We start from the raw sequence: 20,172 nt of genomic DNA on the forward strand, positions 1-20,172 counted from the left end.
GGGATGAATAAAACAAAAATAGAGTGGACGGATACTGTATGGAATCCGGTTACCGGCTGCACACCTATCAGCGAAGGATGCCAAAACTGTTATGCAAACCGCATAGCAAATAGACTTAAAGGTAGATGTGGATATCCGGCAGATGAACCGTTCAAGGTAACGTTGCATCCAGAGCGACTGAATGAACCTTTACAATGGAGGAAACCTCAGCGAATATTTGTGTGCAGTATGGGGGATTTATTCCATGAGGATGTCCACCCATATGACATCATGCGAATATTTAATGTGATGGCAAAGGCTAAACATCACACCTTTTTGGTGCTTACTAAAAGGCCAGAACGAATGCTTGAAGTTTATAAGCGGTTGCGTCCGGGGAATACCATTCCTGGCCCATACTTTTCAATTACAGGAAAAGGGGAAGGGTGGGCAGGTTATCCGCCGACTTTACCGGACAACATATGGCTCGGGGTTACTGCCGAAAACCAGCAAAGAGCAGATGAACGTATACCAATTTTATTACAAATACCGGCAGCAGTACACTTTGTAAGTGTAGAGCCGATGCTAGGGCCAGTTAAGATTGATCATTACTTTCCCGAATATGACTACCGACCTACATATAAATATTGGCAAGCTGCTTTTCCTGAGCAGGGTAATAAGCCAATCTTGGTTTGCCCCGGTATTGATTGGGTAATATGCGGCGGAGAAAGCGGTCTGGGAGCGCGGCCAATGCACCCGGATTGGGCGCGAGACTTAAGAGATCAATGCCAGAAGGCGAGAATACCGTTTTTCTTTAAATCGTGGGGCGAATACAAACCTTTGCCTTTCCGCTCTACTGGGGATGGACTTCATACATTACAAGAATATCCTGAGTGTAAATATGATTTTGTTAAAGTTGGTAAAAAGACTGCTGGACGTGTCTTGGATGGTAAAACATGGAATGAGATTCCGAGTATTGATATATAAATTGCCAATGAGGAAGGGATATAAAAATGTGGGGCGGATATAAGATATCAAGAAAGATGAAAGAAGATTTAGCCGATGTTGTTAATCTACTAGATAAAGCAAAAGATTCATTGATTACTGATAATAACACTAAGCACGCTCAGATATACATCAAAAAAGCAATTGAGATATGCGAGAAATATATTAGTTAGGAGGAATAAGACATGCTTAAAGAAATGAAACCGGGACGCAAATACTTCATCATCAACATAGATGAGCCTTATGCAGTAGAGATTTTCGAGATATTAAAGCGCGGCCAAATGGCAAAAGGTGAATGGCCAGAAGGGGATATAAGCTTTGAAGAATGGCAGGAATTGACTTTTAGAGAGCTTAATGAGGGAGGAAATTGATATGTACAAAATAGTCATTCCCGGCCGACCAGTGCCAGCAGCAAGAATGACCCAAAAAACTAAGTGGGTATCAGAAAGGGCCAAAAGAAGTTTGAATTATGAGAGAACTATTGCGTGGTATGCAAAAAAAGAGTGTATACCGGTTTTGAAGAAATTTATATTACTAACAACAAGGATTTACATACAAGGCAAAAGACACGGTGATTTAAGCAATTATATTAAGATAGTGGAGGATGGCTTGCAATATGCAGGAGTTATTCCTAACGACAAAAAGATAATTCGCTATGGTGAAGGAACAGGAATATATTACATAAGCAATAAAGAGCAAGAACGTGTGGAGATTGAAATAGAGGAGGTATCATGATGAGCATAAAGCAGGTTCATATTTGCGATGGTTGCGGGAAAATGCTTGAAGAAGCAAAAGATATATATCGTTTATATTTGCCAACAAACACTTTTTGGGATGGAATTGAAACAACATATTTAGAAGAACGGTTAGAATTTTGCCGAGACTGTGCAAGAAATATTAAAAATGCTTTAGAAAAAATAGCGAAAAGAGAGGCGGATGGAGATGAATAAAATTGAATTTTTAGCATCAATACCGCCAATTCAATCAGGCCTTAAATTTGGTGGCGACGGCGCAAGGGTACAGTTTGACATTCCTGAAACATTTTTATCAGAAGCCGTAAAGCTTGTAACATGTAAAAATAAAGTTTTAAAGGTTACAGTGGAGATTAAAGAGGGGTAGCTAAAGCTATCCCTATACGCATTTAGGAGGGGAAAAGTTGGCGAAGAAGAAAAAGAAGAAGAAAAGATATAAAGACATAACAAAGGAACTTTGGAATCAAAAATACCCAAAGGGATATGAGTTTTATAAATGGCTTATGGAGAACAATAAAGGGGTTAAAATTTGATGGGTGGGATGATGATTTTGAAAACACCTAGAGAAATTCAAAAAGATGTTGAAAATGTCTTAAAAAAATACAATGTCATTAAAGTAAAATTGGAATATTATAACATGAAATACAATGAAATATCTGAGCTACCTGCTATTAATGCAGGTATAAAATCTGGAAAAACATATAAATTTAATAGTATTACAGAAAATATAGCAATTGAAGATATAGAAACGGAAAATAAATCGCTTATATTAGTTTTTATCATTCTTACTATTGATAGCATATTGTCATCGTTATCTAATATAGAGAAAAATATTTTAACTATGAGATATATTGAAAAACATAAATGGCGATATATAAGCAAGAAGAACAACTATAGCATTAGAAATTGCCAAAGAATTGCATCTTATGCAATAGAGAAAATTGCAAATGAATATCCTAACGAGATTGAAGAAATTGTCGCATTTTTGTCGCATTTTTTGCGTACTTTATAAAAAAATCTATGCTATAATACATAATAGAACAATAGATGAATATTTGATAAACAAAAGAAAAAAGCTCAGGTGTCCCCTTCCTGAGCTTAAGTTATTTAAAAATTGTTCGAAGATGTATATAATATATAAATAAAATATAAATAAATGAAAGGGGATTGAAATAATGATAAGTAAAATTTATAAACAAGATAATGATGATGAGTATCTTAAAATGAGAAAAGAGGCATATGATACTTTCCCTGAGGATTATTTCAAGCAATTACAATATATTGCTGAGAAGGGTAATAATAAATTTTATGTTATGCGACTATTAGAAATAGTACAATATTTATATTCGCTGCATGATAATCGCATTAAAGATTATACATTTAATGCTTTTGCAATAGATTGTTTATATCGAGGTTTTTTAGATTCTATTAGACATATGCAAAAAGATTTACCTGATAGTATATATGAGAGTATAAAAAATAACATTCAAGATTTTATAGAACAAAGTATAAAACAACTTAACATTAAAAATATAGATGAAGAATTAAAAACGACGTCAGAAAGGGAATGCCCATATTGCGATAGCATAAATATAGAAGATATGGGTTGTGCCTTTGAAGAAGGAACAGAAAGTTCAAAAGGACCAACAAAAATACTTTATACGTGCAAAGACTGCGGCAAAAAATTTCTATTGCTTAAATGAAAAGAGCTCTAACCAGGGCTCTTTTTATATAAAACTTTTGAATTAAGATAATATATTTTTGCAGGAAAAATCAGATAAATATAGAATATATTATTATATTGTAAATTATGAGAGAAAAGGGGAGGTTAATAGTGAATTTTATTCCTGGATTTAGGTCTAAAACGAAATGGAAGATGATAATAGCATCTATTTATTATCTTCTAAGTTTATCGGCGCTAGTAAGTAGCTTTGGCACATTTCTAATATTCTTAGCATTGCCGTTTGCGGTATTTGGACTAATGGACATGATAAAATATAAAGAGAAAAAAGCGATAGTAACCTTTGTTGCAGCACTGGTGGTATTGATAATAGGGGCATCTATAACAAAACCGAGCAAAGCTCCAACAGAGACAGCGAAGACTACAACCACGACAGCAAACGAAGCAACTACAAAAACAAATAATATAGTTACAAATACCGAAAAAACAACTAAACCTGATACAACAATAGACAATAAAGATAACAATTTAAAGAGAACAGTTATAGGTACGGCAACGGATTTAGGTGCTGGTACTTTTATTGCTGGCAGAGATATTAAGGTAGGCACATATGACGCCACAGCGCCAGCAGGGCAAGGTAATTTTATTATAAATAGCAGCGATGGTGCTTTAATAACAAATGAGATTTTAGGAAATAGTAATGGTGTAGGTGTAAATAAAGTAAGAGTAGTATTGTCAGATGGTTGGCAGATTAAAATATCTAATTTAAATAAAGTTCATTTTGAACCTGTAGTAAGTAATTCTGTTCCAAATAAACAGCAAATTACTTTATATAGTGGATACTGGTTAGTAGGCTTAGATATTGCACCTGGTAGATACATAGCAGGAAATAATGTAAGTAGTTCCTCAAATTTTATTGTATATGACAGTTCAGGCATACCAAAGGTCAACGAAATAATTTCTAACTCAAGTGATATAGGTGTAAAACAAGTGACAATAGATTTAAACAAAGGTGATATTATTAATATAAGTGGTTCAAACGGAATAACTTTAATACCACAATAAAATATTTCAAGCACTCTTTATAAGGGTGCTTTTTTCATGCAAGAAAACAAACGAATCGACTAGGGCAGGTGAGGTGATGTGGCATTAACATTAAAACAGAAACGGTTTATTGAAGAATATTTAATTGATCTGAACGCAACGCAAGCCGCTATTAGAGCAGGGTATAGTGCAAAAAATGCAGATAAGATTGGTTCACAGTTGCTAGGTAAAACTAGGGTAGCAGCAGCTATAAAACAGGCCATGGCCGAACGCTCAAGGCGAACTGGAATAAGCCAGGACCGGGTATTGCGTGAGTTGGCCAAAGTTGCATTCGTTAATGCAACAGATGTTATTAACATGGACGATGCTACAATCCGAGGTGATGCCAACAGGGAAGACACTGCTGCCATTGCTAGTGTAAAAGTTAAAACTATTCCTACGGAATCTGGAGACATTGTAGAACGGGAAGTCAAGACCTACGATAAGATAAAAGCATTAGAGCTTCTCGGGAAACATTTAGGCATGTTCAATGACAAACTGAATGTGAACACAGAAATGACCGTCAAGATAGTAGATGATATAGATGACAAAGATTAACCTATCAAAACTTATTGCACCGCCATTTTATGAGCTACACAGAGAGCTCAAGGCGGAACTTTATGACGAATACTGGCTTAAAGGTGGAAGAGGATCCACCAAGTCAACCTTTATCAGCATTGAAATATTATTGGGGTTGATAAGGGATCCAGATGCCAATGCTGTTGTGTTTAGACGGTATCAAAACGAGCTCCGAGATACAGTATTTGGACAATTTGAATGGTCTGCTGCAAAGATGGGTATAGCTCATCTTTTTAAGTTTCAGGTAAGTCCAATGCAGATCATTTATCTTCCCACAGGTCAAAAGATAGTTTTTAAAGCGGCAGATAACCCAAGAAAGATGAAATCTATCAATTTAGGTAAAGGCTATATCAAATATGCCTGGTTTGAAGAGCTTGACCAGTTTGCCAGTATGGACGAAATTCGTAATATCTTGCAATCCCTTTTTAGAGGCGAGAATAAAAAGCGGATTTCGTTTTTTTCATATAACCCACCGAAGTCTGGACGTAGTTGGGTGAATCAAGAGGCAAAGATACCAAAACCCGGCCGGAGAGTACATCATTCTACATATTTAGACGTACCAAAAGAGTGGCTTGGCGAGCGATTTATAGCCGATGCAGAGCATTTAAAAAGAACAAATGAAACAGCGTATCGGCATGAATATCTAGGCGAAGAAGTCGGTACTGGCTTGGAGGTATTCACAAATATTGAACTGCGGGTTATTACCCAGGATGAAATTGCAACTTTTGACCGCATCAGGCAGGGTTTGGACTTCGGTTATGCGGTGGATCCTCTTTGCTTTGAAAGGATGCACTTTGACCGAACACATCGGAGGCTTTATCTTTTTGCTGAAATTAGCGGCCTTAACTTATTTAACCGGCAGTTCTGGGATAAAGTAAAGCAATATAATGATGTTGTGACTATTGCCGATAGTGCAGAACCGAAAAGCATTGATGAATTAAAATCTTTTGGCATGAAAATCAAAGGCGCAAAGAAAGGACCCGGATCTGTGGAGTTCGGAATAAAGTTTCTTCAAGATCTGGAACAGATTATTATCGACCCGGAGCGATGCCCGTTAGCTGCAAAGGAGTTTATCAATTACTCACTTGAAACGGACCGCAACGGGATTGTAAAAAGCGAGTTTCCGGACAAGGACAACCATTCCATTGATTGCGTCCGCTATGGTCTTGAAGATGATATGGACAGAAAAGAACCAAGACTCAGGGCATTATAAAAAGGTGGTGACACTATGTTTGAAAGATTGAGGACATGGTTTCAAAAACAAAGCCAGACCACAAAAGCGATAGTGGCCATGATGCTAGGCCAGCCCGTGTGGACACCCAAAAATTATGCAAATTTTGCTAAAGAAGGCTATCAAAACAACGTATATGTTTATGCGTGCGTGCGACAAATAACTATGGCTGTAGCAGGTATACCATGGTTGGTGTACAAAAAAGGTAGAGGCGGAAAAGTGCAGGAGTTGGATGAACATCCATTGATTGATATATTGAAACAGCCAAATCCATGGCAAGGGGGCAGTCGGTTTTTTGAGAACCTGACTGCTTTTTTGATGCTTGCTGGTAATAGTTATATTGAAGCTGTTGGACCAGAACGAGGAGCACCGAAGGAATTATACACATTGCGACCAGACAGAATGAAAATTGTTCCCGGCAATTCACAGCAACCTATTGCTGGGTATCAATATACGGTTGGTGGTGTGACGGTAACATTCAAACCAGAAGAGATATTGCACTTGAAAATGTTTAATCCGCTTGATGATTGGTATGGAATGAGCCCCATCGAAGCAGCAGCAAGAAGTATAGACCAGAACAACGAAAGCAGAGCGTGGAATGTGGCCCTGCTTCAGAATAGTGCAAGGCCACCAGGTGCGTTGGTAACAGAGAATGAGCTACAAGAAGAACAATACAATCGTCTAAAGGAACAGATAAAGGAGCAGTATTCAGGTGCACAGAATGCTGGCAGACCCCTCCTTCTTGAAGGTGGTCTTGATTGGAAGGAGATGGGCCTTTCGCCAGCAGACATGCATTGGATTGAAGGATTGAAACTGTCAGCAAGAGAGATCGCCATTGCATTTGGTGTGCCACCTGAATTGATTGGCGATACAGCCAACAAGACATATAGCAACTACAAAGAAGCTAGGCAGGCATTCTATACTGAAACAGTCCTGCCGCTTATGGATTGGATTAGAGATGAATTGAATAACTGGCTAGTGCCAAAATTCGGTGATGAGAAGATATACGTTGACTATGATCGTGACGAAATAGAGGCCCTGCAAGAGGATAGAGAAGCTGTATGGAACAGAGCCATAGAAGCTGTGAAGACAGGTATATTGACACCTAACGAAGCAAGATTGTTGATAGGCTATGAAGAAGTAGAAGGTGCAAATACGCTGATGGTACCAGGAAACATGATGCCGCTAGCAACTATCAGTGGTGAGGATGTGACTGAGGAATGATGAGAAAAACAGATCCATATGGAAGAGACATACCAAGTGCTATTCCAAGACCTGATGTAGTTTCACCTGGTGAAATAGTTCCTGGATACAATCCACCTGGAATACCACCATGGTTGAAACCAATACCGATCAATATTAGGAATACTCAGGAAGTGCTGAGAGGATATTTGAATGCCAATGAACCCAAAATAGCAAGATGGCTGTATTCAACTTGGAACGCAGAAAGAGAGGCCATCAAATATCAGGAATTGAGAAATGCTGTTCGAGATCACGAAATGCCATTAGAATGGATTTTACAATGGCAACAGGACTATTCCCGCTTTGTGGTAGAGGTACTTGAGCCAGAGTGGAGAAAGGCAATCCAAAGTGCAGGTACAAAGATGGGAGAAAATATAGAAGCTTATGCAGGAAGACCCTTCGGATTCACACCGACAGGACGTAGAATTGAAGAATGGATACAAACCAGAGGTGGAGAATTGGCTGTTGCTTTATCTGATAGTCAACATCAGGCAATGAGAGCTATTTTACGATACTACACCGTGGATAATCCAGTATCTCCAGATGAATTAGGCCGAATACTTCGTCCTGTAGTTGGTTTGACGCCAAAACAAGCAGAAGCAGTAAGGCGATTCAGAGAAAATCTTATAGCTGAAGGCCTACCACTCAAAAAAGTAGAGCATCAGGTACTGAATTATGCGGGTTATTTACATCGGTTTAGGGCGCTGAGAATAGCAAGAACTGAGTTATCATTTGCCTATAATTTCGGGCAGTTTGAGGCTATCAGGCAGGCGCAAGAACAGGGCTATTTTGGCGGTGAGGTGGTGAAAGTTTGGATGACAGCAGAAGATGAAAGAACATGCGATTTTTGCGGCCCACTAGATGGACAAACAATAGGGCTAGAAGAAACGTTCCCAGGAGCAACGGGAAAACTTCCCAATATATTGGCGCCGCCAGCTCATCCACTATGTAGATGCACGATAGGATATCAGGTTTTAGAAAGGAGGTGACGGACGAGAGTGAGCGATTTACGGAGAGCGGAGGTCTTGATGGGTGATAAGTGGACTAGTATCGAGTTTGAAAAAATAAGAGCAGGAGATAGATTTAGATTGTTTGAATCTACGGGAGAACCTGTTGCAGATGAAGTTGGAAAGAGTGAATTCGTAGCAAAAACAAACCCGTATATCACCGAGGATGGGGTATGGGGGATAGATATTGTGTAGACGGAGGTGAATATAGTGTATGGAACAAAGAGGTTTCAAATTTGACGTAAAATCGCTTGATGAACAAGGTATTTTCGAAGGGTACGCTGCTGTATTCAATAACGAGGACCTAGGCGGTGATGTGATAGAGCCTGGCGCTTTTTCAAAGACATTGCAGGAAAATCCAAGAATGCCGATTTTGTGGCAGCATGACCCTAGGGAACCAATTGGAGTAACACTCGAAGCCTATGAAGATGAAAGAGGCTTAAAAGTAAAAGGGCAACTCAATCTAGAAACTACAAAAGGCAGAGAAGCCTATGCCCTGTTGAAGCAGGGAGCTCTAAAAGGTCTTTCCATTGGCTACGATGCCATAAAAGAACTGTGGGAGGGCGCAGTTCGCAGACTAAAGGAAATCCGGTTGTGGGAATGGTCATTAGTAACTTTTCCTATGAACCCATTAGCACAGGTTGAGGCTGTCAAAGCAGTTGTACCATATCAGGATTTGCCGCTTGCTGATGAAGGTAGGTCTTGGGACGCTGACGCTGCAAGGGCGAGGGTAGCAAATTGGGCAGGAGGACCAGACAAAGAAAACATCGACTGGAGCAAATACCGCAAGGCCTTTCTATGGTATGACGAAGAAAATGCAGACAATTTCGGAGCATACAAATTGCCAATTGCAGATGTTATAGATGGACAGCTCATGGCAGTACCTAAGGCTATATATGCTGCTGCGGCTGCTATACAAGGTGCACGTGGTGGTGTCAATATACCAGACAGCGATATACCAGCAATCAAACGACATCTTGAAAGGTACTACAAAAAACTTGACAGGGAACCACCATGGGCAGAAAAACACGCTGACTTGAATATGCTTTTGTATGCTATCATTGGTGCGTCTAGCGAAATCAAAGCTGGACGTGTTTTATCTGCTTCCAACCGGACATTGGTTGAACAGGCTATACAAGCATTGCAGGCACTTCTTGCAGCATCTGAGCCGTCAGACGACACTCAGAAAAGCAAGGAGCCGTCTAGCGAAAGCAAGTCGGATGACCACTTGCTGGATGAAACTATTCAAGAACTTAGAAAAATTTTGAAGGAGGTATCATGAATATGGATGACAAGGTTTTAGAACTGCAAAATCTCATCAAGGAACTGAGGGAAAAATTTGAGGCTAAGGAAAAGGGCCTCTACACAAAAGCAGAATTTGAGGAATTTCAGAAGAAAATCAATGAGCGCATAGCTCAAATAGAAACTGTCGTTAATAGGCCACCTGTGCCAAATGATAGCAAGGATGAGGGGCAACCTAGCGAGAAAAAATCAGCATTCTTCAAATTCATGAGAGAAGGCAAAACCGCACTGATGCCAGAGGAGCAAAAAGCTCTAGTATCTGACGCAACTGGCCAAATACTCATTCCTGAGGAATTGGAGTCTGAGATATACCGTGAACTGCCGAAGCTGACAATCATTCGTAGCTTGGCAACCGTACGACAGACTAGAAGCGACAGAATTCGTAGACGTAGCTTGACCGAGGTAACTGTCGGATGGGGCAAACTTGAGACTGGAACAACTGTGACTGAAAGCACAATGACACCGGGCGAGGAATTCCAGTACGTAGAAGACCTCTATGGCTTGACCAAAATAGGTGAAGATGAGCTGATGGATACCGACGTGGCACTTGAAAGCATAGTGACAGATTCCTTCTCTCGGGCTATTGCTGAGACTGAGGACAAGGCTTTTGTTGTTGGTACTGGACACGCTAATCAGCAGCCCGAAGGTATTCTTAATGGTACTGTGGTGTCCAGGGTGAATGCTGGACAGGTAGGAGCTATTACTGCTGATGACGTACTGAAGCTCATATATGAAGTACCTGCACAGTATAGGCAAAACGGTGTGTTGATTGTGAATTCCAAAACCGAGCTTGCCATGCGCCTATTGAAGGACAGCAACGGACAGTATCTCTGGCAGCCTTCGCTTCAGACTGGTAGACCCAATAGCTTTGCTGGATATCCTGTATACAATCAAGAGGATATCCCGAATATTCCAGCTGCTGGTACTGCTGCTAATGTAGCTATTTTTGGCGACATTAGGAGCGGCTATCGTATAATTGATCGTCTGGGCATGACCGTACAGAGATTGGTAGAACTCTATGCTGAGTCTGGTCTTGTAGGCTTCAAGATTCACTATAGAGTCGGTGGCGATGTGATCAGGCCAAACGCATTGAGAATATTGAACGTACCTGCGGCCTAGGGATGATGTTTCATGAAAATACGAATACTCCGTAGCCTTGTCACAAGAGACCGGGCCTTTGTGCCCGGCTCTGTGGTAGAGGTAGATGAGATGACGGCTAGGGCTTGGATTCAGGCTAGAGTAGCCGAACAGGACAAAAGCCTGAAAGGGCCGTCGGAGGTGAAAGGAAATGTATCAACGACTAGTGACACCTCCAGTAACGGAACCAGTAACACTGGAGGAAGCAAAGCTACATCTGCGAATAGACGGAAACGAGGAAGATAGTCTTATATCAGTGCTTATCACGGCAGCAAGGCAAAAATCAGAAGAGTATACTAGAAGGGCATTTATCACACAAACATGGGAGCTTGCATTGGACTCGGCTAATAGGAAAGTATATATACCAAAGCCTCCAATACAAACGATCAATGAAGTTACATTGGATGGAGAAATAGTTTCGACTGAAAACTATGTTTTGATAGGTCAAAATGCTTTCTATTCTAAAATTCCTCTTCGAGCTGTCAATCCTGACGGTTTGGTGATCCGCTATATTTCGGGCTATGGCAACAATGCCACCGATGCACCGCAGGCAATACGACAGGCCATATTGATGTTAGTAGCACATCTATATGAGCATCGCGGAGATGATGCAATTGAGATGCCACCGACCGTAAAGGCGCTTTTGCGACCATATCGGGTGATGATGCTATGAATGCAGGAAGACTGAGACACAGAACAACAATACAGCAGCTTGTAGACACAGATGATGGCGCAGGCGGCACAATTGAAACATGGCAAGACATAGTAACTGTTTGGGCTGCCATTGAGCCTTTGAGAGGAAATGAAAGATATACTGCACAGCAAGTGCAATCAACATTGACACACAAAGTCACAATACGATATCGGGAAGGTATCAAGCCACAGATGAGATTGACATACAAAGGCAGGATATTTGATATAGTGTCAGCTATAGATATAAAAGAACTTCATCAATGGTTAGAGCTGCTTTGTTCAGAGGTGGTACAGTGAAAATCAAAATTGAAGTAAAAGGTGTTGAAGAGACCATAGCAAAACTTAGCACACTGAATGCAAAAGCGAGAAAAGCCGTAGAACAGCAAATTGCAGAGTCAGCACTCAATATTCAAATGGGGGCCAAAAAGAGGTGTCCTGTAAGAACTGGTGCTCTTAGAAATTCTATCACGGTGGACTTCTATGGCAAAATGTCGGCACAAATAGGACCACACATGCCGTATGACAAATATGTTGAATTCGGCACAAGAAAAATGGCCGCTCAGCCTTATTTATTTCCTGCTTTTGAGGAAGAGCGGCCAAAACTAGAAGAAGGTATAATAAAAGCAATTAAGGAGGCATCTGAATGAAGTCTCCAATATTTCCACTTCAAAAAGCCATATATGAACGGTTAAAAAATAATCTTTCATGCCCAGTATATGACAAAGATCCTGATGGTGCAGCTATGCCATACGTTACGATTGGCGAAGATACTGCAGTTGATTGGAGTACGAAATTGGAGGCAGGGCAAGAAGTAACACATACATTGCATATCTGGAGCGATTATAACGGCATGATGGAAACAAAGCAATTAATTAATACAATTATTCAGGCCTTGACCTTGACACCATTGCAGGTCGAAGGCTTTTTTGTTGTAACAGCAAGATTGGACATGGTAGAAACCATGCGAGATCCTAGCAAGTGTCGCCATGGGGTAGTTAGGTTTAGATATAAAATTCAAGAACAATAAGGAGGTTGTTATAAATGCCAGCGGTAACTGGTGTAGATTTTTTGATCCAGGTTAATACTGGAACAGATACAGCTCCAACATGGACAACTGTTGCAGGTCAGCAAAATGCAACGCTTAATCGCAAGGCTGATGAGGCAGATATAACGTCAAAGGACTCTGGCGGGTGGTATGAAGGATTACCTACCATCAAAAATTGGAGCATTGATTTTGATGGGTTGCTCGTAGAAGATGATGCAGGTTATCAGGCTTTGGAAGATGCATATTTGAATGATAAAATCTTACAAGTGCAGCTGCTAACTCCAGCAGGAAATAAATATACAGGTAAAGCATATTTAACAGATTTCCCTATTGATGCGCCTTATGATGATGCAGCGACATATTCAGGCACATTGCAGGGTACAGGTCCATTGACAAAAACCACCGGTGTATAAGGAGGCCAATAAATGATAGCACAATATGATATCAAAGTTGGAGATAAGATATATTCACTGAAGTATAATAACAAAGCATTGAGAATGTTAGAAAAGTCGTTCAATGCATCAATAAGAACACTTGGAGAAAAGATGCAAGGTGAGGCAGGCATAAATGATCTAACAGAGATATTCAGGATAGGGCTACTTCACCAGATACCAAATTTGACTATTGAACAAACCGATGAGATCATAGATGAGATAGGATTGCAAAAAGCCAGTGAGGCTATAGCAAAAGCATTTGAGCTTGCTTTTGCCCCACAAAAAGGAGAAGTACAACAAAAAAACTAGAGAATGAAGGAGGTAGCTGGGATTGGGAAGACTACCTCCTTCAATGTTTGAAGCTAGGAATATCCATTGATGAATTCTGGAATTTGACACCACATGAAATCACACTTATTGCAGAAGCGAAAAAATTTCAAAAAGAAGAGCAACTACATCTGATGGCATGGGCTGTAGCACATATTATAAGCTATACAGGTAAACTGAAACGTCCTGTATCGCCGTCAAAACTGCTTGGAAAGAAAAAAGAACAGAAAACAAAGCCAGTGAAGGACAAAAGACAAGCATGGAACGAATTGATGAAGAAGTTCAGGAGGTGATATCACATGGCAGAAACAGGCAATATTTTTGTACGCATAGGTGCAAGTATTGATGATTTTGAGAAAAACATGCGAATTGTAGAACAAAATATCAAAAATATAGAAAGCAGATTTTCAGGCATGAAGGCCGTTGGTGACAAGTTGTCTAGCGTAGGAAAGAGCTTGACGGTTGGTGTGACATTGCCACTTGCCGCAGCTGCGGGTGCTTCTTTGAAGGCAGCCGGAGATTTTGAAAGCATGGGCAATACTTTCCATGCCGTGTCAGGAGCTACTTCTGAACAAATGGCGCAAATGAGCGAACTTGCAAAGCAACTGGGTAATGATATCACCCTCCCGGGCACGTCTGCGACAGACGCAGCAGCAGCTATGACCGAGCTTGTCAAAGCTGGCTTGAGCATAGATGATACATTCAAAGCCGTGAAGGCAACATTGCAGTTGTCGGCTGCAGCACAAATAGACAATGCAGAAGCAGCGACAATCGTAGGGCAGGCTCTGAACGCTTTTGGGCTGTCTGGCGACAAAGCTGCAACCGTTGCAGACCTTCTGGCGAACAGTGCAAATGCCAGCGCTGGTGAAATAACCGATATGGCATATGCTTTGCAGGCTGCTGGTGCTGTTGCCAATATGTCAGGTCAGAGTATACAAGACACCGTGACAGCTATATCGCTCATGGCAAATGCAGGCATAGCAGGTTCAGACGCAGGTACAAGTTTAAAATCAATGCTTATGTCGCTTATAAGCCCAACAGACAAAGCGGCAGAAACCATGCAAAAATACGGTATTAGTGTTTATGATGCAAATGGCAAGATGAAACCCCTTCCTGCACTGGTGAAGGAATTTTCAACAAAGCTTGGAGGACTTTCTCAAGAACAAAGGAATGCTGCTTTGGCTACAATTTTTGGATCTGATGCAGTGCGTGCGGCAAATATCGTCCTTATGTCTGGTACAGATGCTTGGAACAGTATGAGCGAAGCTGTCAGCAAAGCAGGTGGAGCACAGGAAGTAGCCAGTTCTAAAATGCAAGGATTTAACGGCGCATTGGAGGCGTTTAAATCGGCGGTTGAAACACTCGCTATTACAATAGGAGAAAAGCTGTTGCCAATTATTACTCCAATGGTCCAGAAGGTTACTGATTTAATCAATGCTTTTGGTGAGCTTTCGCCAACAACGCAGAAAGTTATTATAGCACTTGCAAGAATAGCAGCAACAATTGGCCCTATAATATTGATAGTTGGTAAATTTATGGAATCGATTGTTGCGATAAAAGCTGGGCTAGCTGCATTTGGAATTGGTGCTACAGCAGCAAGCAGTGCAGCTGGTGCGGCAGCGGGTGGTGTAAGTATATTAGGGGCTGCATTTGAGTTATTGACAGGCCCTGTAGGGATTGCTATAGCAGCCATAACAGCAGCTATTACTGTTGGAGTATTGCTTTATAAAAACTGGGATACGATAAAGCAGTACGCAAATAATTTATGGAATGGATTGAAGGAGACATTTATAAATATAGGTAATCATATTAAGCAGACGTGGAATAACGTGATAAATTCTACTTCTCAAACGTGGGACAATATCAAGAGCGATGTGCAAAGCGCATATGAAAACATACGAGGCGGTATAAGCAATGCTTGGGATAATATAAAACAAAAAACATCCGAAGCATGGGGAATAATAAAACAAAAAATTGACGAAAATGGTGGAGGTATTAAGGGTATAATTCTGACATATACAGATTTCTATAAGCAAACTTGGAATACGGCATTTAGCTTTATGGATAATTTAACAGGTGGTAAAATGTCGGCTATAAGAAGTAGAATTGAACAAAATGGTGGTGGTATAAAAGGATTACTTACAACTTTTGGGCAAGAATATCAAAATGTATGGCAAAATGCTTGGAATAACTTAAACAACATAACTGGAGGCAAGTTAAATGATATCTGGAGTAAAATAAGAAATATTGGTTCTAGCATAAAGCAGAGCCTTACAGATATGTTTCACTTTCAAATTCCTCATATTCCATTACCGCATTTTAGCATATCGGGTAGTTTTAGCTTAAACCCTCCGAGTGTACCTCGTTTGAACGTAAATTGGTATGCTGAAGGTGGTATATTTAATTCGCCGTCTATTATCGGTGTAGGCGAAGCTGGGCCTGAGGCAGTTATACCAATTTCAGAGCTAAAAAATATAATAGGGTCTACAAATAATGGACCGCTGGTTGTGGTACAAAATATGACAGTAAGAAATGATGATGATATTTATAGAATAAGTAGAGAATTAAATAATCTTATTCAGTCATCTCAGCGGGCAAAAGGGGTGAGATGATGGATTTTATATTCAATGGCATATCTGCATCGTCAATAGGGATAAAGGTATTGAATACGAAACGCTCTATTTTACCTGATATACGTGACCAATACGAAACAGTTCCAGGAAAAATAGGCAGCTATTTATTTACGCAGCCTTTCGGCGATAGAATAATTGAAATTGAATGTGCTTTTGTATCACAAACGGCTGATACGATATTGCAAGATGCACGGAAAATATCGGCATGGTTAAGTACAAACAAGAAGGCACAGCTTATACTTAGCAAGGAAACCGACAAATATTATATGGCTAAGGTATCTAATAAGGTTGACATAGACCAGACGCTATATTTAGGACAATTTTCAATTCAATTCACATGTGAGCCATTTGCATATTCTCTTGACGATAACATACAACAATTTACGGCTCAACCTGGCGCAACGCAAGGCATATATAATAATGGCACTGCAGAAACAAACCCTGTCATATCAATAATAGCTGCTTGGGGTGATGTAAAGAATCCAAAGATAACATTGAACGATGTTATCTTTTTGTATAATGGTACCATAACAAACAATAGTCAAATAGACATAAATAGTGAAACTTTTACTTGTTACAAAGGGATGGACCGAGACATAAATACAACCGGTGGATATGATCCAGCAGAGGATTCAATATTGGCATTGATTGATGGTGAATTTCCAACATTGCAACCGGGACCCAATAGTCTCATATTCAATTGTGATAATGGAGTAAATGCAGATATAAAAATACAGTTTAAAGAGAGGTGGATATAATGGCGCAGCAAAATGCAAGGCTCAATACAGATCTTGATAATAAGTTGACCAGCAGCTACTATGATGGTACAGACTGGTATATGCAAACTAAGGCAAAAGATGGAGCCATAGCAACATTAGGTACAACGACAGATGCCGAAGCCACAGGAAACGGCACACTTATAGGCATAATAAAAAGAATAAGGACCTTATTTGGTGGCGGATTGCCATCGACTTTAAGCAGCAATGGTAATTTAAAAACTGCAATTTCTGAGTCTCTGCCTGCTGGCACAAATAATATAGGTTCTATAAATGTAGCTCAGCTACCATCAATACCAGCTGGCAATAACAATATTGGCGATGTAGACATAGTATCGACACCTGCAGATGCTACTCCGGGAAGTGCACATCCGGCTAAGGCAATATTGATAGCTGGAAGCGATGGAACGAATGCAAGGCGTATACTTACAGATTCAAATGGTGTAGTGCAAGTCCAACTTGTGCAAACTGCTCAGGAAGTCACTATGCTTGCATCTGCGGCGAGAACTGCATCCGGCGATACAAGCGCAACACCTGTGGATGTTAAAAAGTTCAAAGAAGCAGTATTCTTCTTGGATGTAACAGCAGTATCCGGCACAACATCAACATTGGGTGCAAAGATTAGAACAAAAGATCCAGTCTCAGGTAAGTGGTTTGACTTAGTTACATTTACACAGGTAACAGGCGTTACTTCGGAAATGAAGGCTGTGTCAGGCCTGCTTGGTTCTCAAATAGCAGCATTCTATACGATTGCTGGAGATACACCTTCTTTTACATTTTCATTAGGAGCGGTCCTGAAGTCCTAAAGGCGGTGAGGTGATTGATACTTCAAGAATTTAACAAAATTATAACTGGGCAAGAATTTAATAATGGTACTCTTAATAATGTTATTGTTTCAGACGACCATATTGAACTTATAAAGATGGAACAGCAAGGGATAGTACAAAAAACAGAAGATTTCGAGGATGATACACTGCAGTTTGATTTCGTTGGTGATTGGGTTAGAGTAACTACATCGCCTCATAATGGGCAGTATTGTTATAGAAATAAGGACATAGGAGATAACCAATCATCACAAACTCAATTGACAGTTAATCTTATTCAGGATGGCACGGTTTCTTTTTGGTATAGAGTTAGCAGTGAGTCAGGATATGATAAATTTTGGTTCTATATAGACGGAGTAGAAAAACTTGGTGGTAAATCTGGCATAATAGATTGGACACAAGTAACTTATTCTTTGGCAGCTGGGCAGCATACTCTTATGTGGAAATATACAAAAGATAGTAGTGCATCCCAAAATGAAGATAGCGTATATATTGACGATTTGGTTATTAGTGGTTTAGAGGGAATATCTTATTTTTATGTCCCTGAAGGTAGCGCTATATATCATATCCAGATAGAAAATATTCCTCAAATAACAGGGGATAGGTTATTCTTTGATGTTTACCAACCAAATAATACAAATATCGAATTTTATATTAGCGAAGATAATATAAATTGGCAGTTTATTAGTAACAATACAAGTATAGATTGGCTTATCAATAGTCAAAAAAGAGATTTTTATATAAAAGTATTGCTGCAAACATTAGATAATTCGATATCGCCTATTGTAAATAGTATTAATTTTAGCGCATGGTATGAAGTTCAGTCATCTTTAAAACGGGAGAAAGAATTTATAAGGCTTTATGATCTGCATGGTAATCTGGTAGCAATATTAGAGAATGCATATGATATAGTTGTTGAAGAAAAATTAAATAATGCTGAAACATTGGAATTTTCGATACCATTTAATGACTCAAAATCGCAATATATTAAACATGACGAGGAAATTATTTATGACAACAAACGCTACATAATAACACAAATTATAGACGGTAGAGATGACAGCGGCAAAGAAATCATATATGTGTCATGTGAACTCGCCTATATCGAGCTTCTAAACAGCACGAAACAAGGCGAGTTTCTTATTGATAGAAAGAGTGCTATAGATGGATTAAAGCAGTTGCTAACTGGTACAAGATGGACAGTCGGAACAATCGAAGCAGATACTGATGGCATATATAGCTTGAAAGAAGTGGATAAAACAGTACTTTGGTTGGTCCGACAATGGGCAAAAATAGTAGGATTAGAGATACAGTGGGATAGTATAAATAGAAAAGTAAACATGCTGCAGCAGATAGGTAGCAATAGAGGCGCTGGATTTCGATATAAGAAGAATCTAAAATCAATAAAGCGAACTGTAAAGCCACCTGAAGCAACGGTGTTATATGCGTATGGAAAGAATGGTCTTAGCATTGCGGATTTTAATGATGGAAAAGAATATTTAGAAGATTATAGCTGGTATACATCGCAAGGTCTTACACTTACAGAGGCAAAAGCAAAGTTTAGGAAGGAATATATCTGGCAAGATGATAGGTTCATGCTCACTCAAAATTTGTTGGATGCAGCAAGAAAAAAACTTGCGGAACTTTCACAGCCAATTATAAGTTATGAATGCAGTGTCCTTGATTTATCAACAATTACAGGGCTTTTTGAGGATAAATTCTATATCGGTGATACAGTTAGAGTTTATGACAGCGAGCTTAAAATTGATGTTATGACACGAATATTGCGATTAAAGCGGTATCCTCAAGAGCCTTGGAAAAATGAAGTAGAATTAAGCTATATTATTCCAGGGTTACAGGATACTGAAGAACAATCTATATCATCAGATATTGCTGCAGCACAACCAAGTATGCTTTTTGGGACAAACAATCAGCAATTGACTATTACGACGACGCAGCAATATCCGGTTTCGCTTTCGATCACGAACTTTTCATCAACAAATGCACAAATAGGGTTGATGATAGTAGGGCAAGCAAGTGCAGCATTGGTTCTGACGGTCAAATTTTTTCATGCAGGCGCTCAAATAGGGCCTACGATACAGCAACAGTGTCAAGCGGGATATAACACTATAGGAGTACCATTTGTTTTAGCACAAATACAACAAGGATCTGCTATGTTGGATGTGCAGATGTATACAAGCACTGGTACATTTACAATAGCAGCACAACATTTGCAATTTTATGTTTATGCTACAAACTTGCTTGGTGGAGTTGGCTCTGAAGCTCCAAGAGTCAATTGGGAGGAAAACATTGATGTTAAAGTATTACAGCTTAATATGGTAGCTTCGGCTGAAACACAATTACCTATTACAATAGGCAATGAGGAAGTCATAAAACTAGAACAAATTGCAACAAGTGCAATTGTTACACTTAGTTAGGAGGTGC

28 protein-coding genes are annotated in these 20,172 nt (G+C 39.7%); all 28 read left to right on the forward strand.

The window, feature by feature from the left end:
- Positions 1-3 precede the first annotated feature (3 nt).
- The 28 genes from ACZ42G_RS05875 to ACZ42G_RS06010 all read left to right on the forward strand — a co-directional run bounded on the left by ACZ42G_RS05875 (position 4) and on the right by ACZ42G_RS06010 (position 20,165).
- Positions 4-963 (forward strand): phage Gp37/Gp68 family protein, encoded by a 960-nt coding sequence (locus ACZ42G_RS05875; protein WP_303263956.1) that lies wholly within the window; start codon positions 4-6, stop codon positions 961-963.
- Between the two features lie 26 nt (positions 964-989).
- Positions 990-1,154 carry a hypothetical protein gene (locus ACZ42G_RS05880; RefSeq protein WP_303263957.1) on the forward strand — a complete coding sequence of 55 codons (165 nt, stop codon included), beginning with the start codon at positions 990-992 and terminating at the stop codon, positions 1,152-1,154.
- 12 nt (positions 1,155-1,166) lie between these two features.
- The gene (locus ACZ42G_RS05885; protein ID WP_434642719.1) at positions 1,167-1,352 is read left to right on the forward strand and encodes a hypothetical protein; all 186 of its coding nucleotides are present in this window, start codon (positions 1,167-1,169) and stop codon (positions 1,350-1,352) included.
- Between the two features lies 1 nt (position 1,353).
- A complete protein-coding gene (locus ACZ42G_RS05890; RefSeq protein WP_434642722.1) occupies positions 1,354-1,716 on the forward strand; it encodes a RusA family crossover junction endodeoxyribonuclease in 363 nt (120 codons plus the stop codon).
- Positions 1,716-1,931 (forward strand): hypothetical protein, encoded by a 216-nt coding sequence (locus ACZ42G_RS05895; RefSeq protein ID WP_434642725.1) that lies wholly within the window; start codon positions 1,716-1,718, stop codon positions 1,929-1,931. Before ACZ42G_RS05890 ends, ACZ42G_RS05895 begins: the two co-directional genes overlap by 1 nt.
- Positions 1,924-2,100: a hypothetical protein gene (locus ACZ42G_RS05900; protein ID WP_464851904.1), complete on the forward strand. Its 177-nt coding sequence runs from the start codon at positions 1,924-1,926 to the stop codon at positions 2,098-2,100. The genes ACZ42G_RS05895 and ACZ42G_RS05900 overlap by 8 nt, the downstream gene beginning before the upstream one ends.
- Before the next feature lie 37 nt (positions 2,101-2,137).
- Positions 2,138-2,266, forward strand: a complete 129-nt coding sequence (locus tag ACZ42G_RS05905; RefSeq protein ID WP_464851905.1) for a hypothetical protein — start codon at positions 2,138-2,140, stop codon at positions 2,264-2,266.
- Positions 2,266-2,745, forward strand: coding sequence for a hypothetical protein (locus tag ACZ42G_RS05910; RefSeq protein ID WP_464851907.1), 480 nt, complete (start codon positions 2,266-2,268; stop codon positions 2,743-2,745). The genes ACZ42G_RS05905 and ACZ42G_RS05910 overlap by 1 nt, the downstream gene beginning before the upstream one ends.
- 163 nt (positions 2,746-2,908) lie before the next feature.
- The gene (locus ACZ42G_RS05915) at positions 2,909-3,436 is read left to right on the forward strand and encodes a hypothetical protein (protein WP_274893122.1); all 528 of its coding nucleotides are present in this window, start codon (positions 2,909-2,911) and stop codon (positions 3,434-3,436) included.
- A 131-nt stretch (positions 3,437-3,567) separates the two neighbouring features.
- Complete coding sequence (locus ACZ42G_RS05920; RefSeq protein ID WP_434642733.1) at positions 3,568-4,479, forward strand: hypothetical protein; 912 nt, start codon at positions 3,568-3,570, stop codon at positions 4,477-4,479.
- A 78-nt stretch (positions 4,480-4,557) separates the two neighbouring features.
- The gene (locus ACZ42G_RS05925; protein WP_434642736.1) at positions 4,558-5,055 is read left to right on the forward strand and encodes a terminase small subunit; all 498 of its coding nucleotides are present in this window, start codon (positions 4,558-4,560) and stop codon (positions 5,053-5,055) included.
- Positions 5,042-6,289: a PBSX family phage terminase large subunit gene (locus ACZ42G_RS05930; RefSeq protein WP_464851909.1), complete on the forward strand. Its 1,248-nt coding sequence runs from the start codon at positions 5,042-5,044 to the stop codon at positions 6,287-6,289. Before ACZ42G_RS05925 ends, ACZ42G_RS05930 begins: the two co-directional genes overlap by 14 nt.
- Positions 6,290-6,304: 15 nt before the next feature.
- Positions 6,305-7,531 carry a phage portal protein gene (locus ACZ42G_RS05935; protein ID WP_464851910.1) on the forward strand — a complete coding sequence of 409 codons (1,227 nt, stop codon included), beginning with the start codon at positions 6,305-6,307 and terminating at the stop codon, positions 7,529-7,531.
- Positions 7,528-8,538 (forward strand): phage minor head protein, encoded by a 1,011-nt coding sequence (locus tag ACZ42G_RS05940; RefSeq protein ID WP_464851912.1) that lies wholly within the window; start codon positions 7,528-7,530, stop codon positions 8,536-8,538. Before ACZ42G_RS05935 ends, ACZ42G_RS05940 begins: the two co-directional genes overlap by 4 nt.
- Positions 8,539-8,547: 9 nt before the next feature.
- Positions 8,548-8,751: a hypothetical protein gene (locus ACZ42G_RS05945; protein ID WP_464851914.1), complete on the forward strand. Its 204-nt coding sequence runs from the start codon at positions 8,548-8,550 to the stop codon at positions 8,749-8,751.
- Between the two features lie 19 nt (positions 8,752-8,770).
- The gene (locus ACZ42G_RS05950; protein WP_464851915.1) at positions 8,771-9,838 is read left to right on the forward strand and encodes an HK97 family phage prohead protease; all 1,068 of its coding nucleotides are present in this window, start codon (positions 8,771-8,773) and stop codon (positions 9,836-9,838) included.
- A 2-nt stretch (positions 9,839-9,840) separates the two neighbouring features.
- Positions 9,841-10,977 carry a phage major capsid protein gene (locus ACZ42G_RS05955; RefSeq protein ID WP_464851917.1) on the forward strand — a complete coding sequence of 379 codons (1,137 nt, stop codon included), beginning with the start codon at positions 9,841-9,843 and terminating at the stop codon, positions 10,975-10,977.
- Positions 10,978-11,146: 169 nt separating this feature from the next.
- On the forward strand, positions 11,147-11,668 hold the full coding sequence (locus tag ACZ42G_RS05960; RefSeq protein ID WP_464851918.1) for a head-tail connector protein: 522 nt from the start codon (positions 11,147-11,149) through the stop codon (positions 11,666-11,668).
- Positions 11,665-11,985, forward strand: a complete 321-nt coding sequence (locus ACZ42G_RS05965) for a phage head closure protein (RefSeq protein WP_464851919.1) — start codon at positions 11,665-11,667, stop codon at positions 11,983-11,985. Before ACZ42G_RS05960 ends, ACZ42G_RS05965 begins: the two co-directional genes overlap by 4 nt.
- Positions 11,982-12,335, forward strand: a complete 354-nt coding sequence (locus ACZ42G_RS05970; protein ID WP_464851920.1) for an HK97-gp10 family putative phage morphogenesis protein — start codon at positions 11,982-11,984, stop codon at positions 12,333-12,335. The genes ACZ42G_RS05965 and ACZ42G_RS05970 overlap by 4 nt, the downstream gene beginning before the upstream one ends.
- Positions 12,332-12,715 carry a DUF3168 domain-containing protein gene (locus ACZ42G_RS05975; protein WP_464851922.1) on the forward strand — a complete coding sequence of 128 codons (384 nt, stop codon included), beginning with the start codon at positions 12,332-12,334 and terminating at the stop codon, positions 12,713-12,715. Before ACZ42G_RS05970 ends, ACZ42G_RS05975 begins: the two co-directional genes overlap by 4 nt.
- A gap of 14 nt (positions 12,716-12,729) precedes the next feature.
- Positions 12,730-13,146, forward strand: a complete 417-nt coding sequence (locus ACZ42G_RS05980; RefSeq protein ID WP_464851923.1) for a phage tail tube protein — start codon at positions 12,730-12,732, stop codon at positions 13,144-13,146.
- Between the two features lie 12 nt (positions 13,147-13,158).
- Positions 13,159-13,476 carry a hypothetical protein gene (locus ACZ42G_RS05985; protein WP_464851925.1) on the forward strand — a complete coding sequence of 106 codons (318 nt, stop codon included), beginning with the start codon at positions 13,159-13,161 and terminating at the stop codon, positions 13,474-13,476.
- A gap of 47 nt (positions 13,477-13,523) precedes the next feature.
- On the forward strand, positions 13,524-13,787 hold the full coding sequence (locus ACZ42G_RS05990; protein WP_464851927.1) for a hypothetical protein: 264 nt from the start codon (positions 13,524-13,526) through the stop codon (positions 13,785-13,787).
- A gap of 6 nt (positions 13,788-13,793) precedes the next feature.
- Positions 13,794-16,106: a phage tail tape measure protein gene (locus tag ACZ42G_RS05995; protein WP_464851929.1), complete on the forward strand. Its 2,313-nt coding sequence runs from the start codon at positions 13,794-13,796 to the stop codon at positions 16,104-16,106.
- Positions 16,106-16,885 carry a distal tail protein Dit gene (locus tag ACZ42G_RS06000; protein WP_464851931.1) on the forward strand — a complete coding sequence of 260 codons (780 nt, stop codon included), beginning with the start codon at positions 16,106-16,108 and terminating at the stop codon, positions 16,883-16,885. The genes ACZ42G_RS05995 and ACZ42G_RS06000 overlap by 1 nt, the downstream gene beginning before the upstream one ends.
- Positions 16,885-17,709, forward strand: coding sequence for a hypothetical protein (locus ACZ42G_RS06005; protein WP_464851933.1), 825 nt, complete (start codon positions 16,885-16,887; stop codon positions 17,707-17,709). Before ACZ42G_RS06000 ends, ACZ42G_RS06005 begins: the two co-directional genes overlap by 1 nt.
- Before the next feature lie 14 nt (positions 17,710-17,723).
- Positions 17,724-20,165, forward strand: a complete 2,442-nt coding sequence (locus ACZ42G_RS06010) for a phage tail spike protein (RefSeq protein ID WP_464851935.1) — start codon at positions 17,724-17,726, stop codon at positions 20,163-20,165.
- Positions 20,166-20,172 lie beyond the last annotated feature (7 nt).

This window comes from Thermoanaerobacterium calidifontis, assembly GCF_055381745.1.

What these genes read in the sequence shown, in the direction of transcription:
- ACZ42G_RS05875 (WP_303263956.1), top strand. Translation starts at nt 4, where the DNA reads ATGAATAAAACAAAAATAGAGTGGACGGATACTGTATGGAATCCGGTT.
- ACZ42G_RS05880 (WP_303263957.1), top strand. Translation starts at nt 990, where the DNA reads ATGTGGGGCGGATATAAGATATCAAGAAAGATGAAAGAAGATTTAGCC.
- ACZ42G_RS05885 (WP_434642719.1), top strand. Translation starts at nt 1,167, where the DNA reads ATGCTTAAAGAAATGAAACCGGGACGCAAATACTTCATCATCAACATA.
- ACZ42G_RS05890 (WP_434642722.1), top strand. Translation starts at nt 1,354, where the DNA reads ATGTACAAAATAGTCATTCCCGGCCGACCAGTGCCAGCAGCAAGAATG.
- ACZ42G_RS05895 (WP_434642725.1), top strand. Translation starts at nt 1,716, where the DNA reads ATGAGCATAAAGCAGGTTCATATTTGCGATGGTTGCGGGAAAATGCTT.
- ACZ42G_RS05900 (WP_464851904.1), top strand. Translation starts at nt 1,924, where the DNA reads ATGAATAAAATTGAATTTTTAGCATCAATACCGCCAATTCAATCAGGC.
- ACZ42G_RS05910 (WP_464851907.1), top strand. Translation starts at nt 2,266, where the DNA reads ATGGGTGGGATGATGATTTTGAAAACACCTAGAGAAATTCAAAAAGAT.
- ACZ42G_RS05915 (WP_274893122.1), top strand. Translation starts at nt 2,909, where the DNA reads ATGATAAGTAAAATTTATAAACAAGATAATGATGATGAGTATCTTAAA.
- ACZ42G_RS05930 (WP_464851909.1), top strand. Translation starts at nt 5,042, where the DNA reads ATGACAAAGATTAACCTATCAAAACTTATTGCACCGCCATTTTATGAG.
- ACZ42G_RS05935 (WP_464851910.1), top strand. Translation starts at nt 6,305, where the DNA reads ATGTTTGAAAGATTGAGGACATGGTTTCAAAAACAAAGCCAGACCACA.
- ACZ42G_RS05940 (WP_464851912.1), top strand. Translation starts at nt 7,528, where the DNA reads ATGATGAGAAAAACAGATCCATATGGAAGAGACATACCAAGTGCTATT.
- ACZ42G_RS05950 (WP_464851915.1), top strand. Translation starts at nt 8,771, where the DNA reads ATGGAACAAAGAGGTTTCAAATTTGACGTAAAATCGCTTGATGAACAA.
- ACZ42G_RS05955 (WP_464851917.1), top strand. Translation starts at nt 9,841, where the DNA reads ATGGATGACAAGGTTTTAGAACTGCAAAATCTCATCAAGGAACTGAGG.
- ACZ42G_RS05960 (WP_464851918.1), top strand. Translation starts at nt 11,147, where the DNA reads ATGTATCAACGACTAGTGACACCTCCAGTAACGGAACCAGTAACACTG.
- ACZ42G_RS05965 (WP_464851919.1), top strand. Translation starts at nt 11,665, where the DNA reads ATGAATGCAGGAAGACTGAGACACAGAACAACAATACAGCAGCTTGTA.
- ACZ42G_RS05975 (WP_464851922.1), top strand. Translation starts at nt 12,332, where the DNA reads ATGAAGTCTCCAATATTTCCACTTCAAAAAGCCATATATGAACGGTTA.
- ACZ42G_RS05980 (WP_464851923.1), top strand. Translation starts at nt 12,730, where the DNA reads ATGCCAGCGGTAACTGGTGTAGATTTTTTGATCCAGGTTAATACTGGA.
- ACZ42G_RS05985 (WP_464851925.1), top strand. Translation starts at nt 13,159, where the DNA reads ATGATAGCACAATATGATATCAAAGTTGGAGATAAGATATATTCACTG.
- ACZ42G_RS05995 (WP_464851929.1), top strand. Translation starts at nt 13,794, where the DNA reads ATGGCAGAAACAGGCAATATTTTTGTACGCATAGGTGCAAGTATTGAT.
- ACZ42G_RS06000 (WP_464851931.1), top strand. Translation starts at nt 16,106, where the DNA reads ATGGATTTTATATTCAATGGCATATCTGCATCGTCAATAGGGATAAAG.
- ACZ42G_RS06005 (WP_464851933.1), top strand. Translation starts at nt 16,885, where the DNA reads ATGGCGCAGCAAAATGCAAGGCTCAATACAGATCTTGATAATAAGTTG.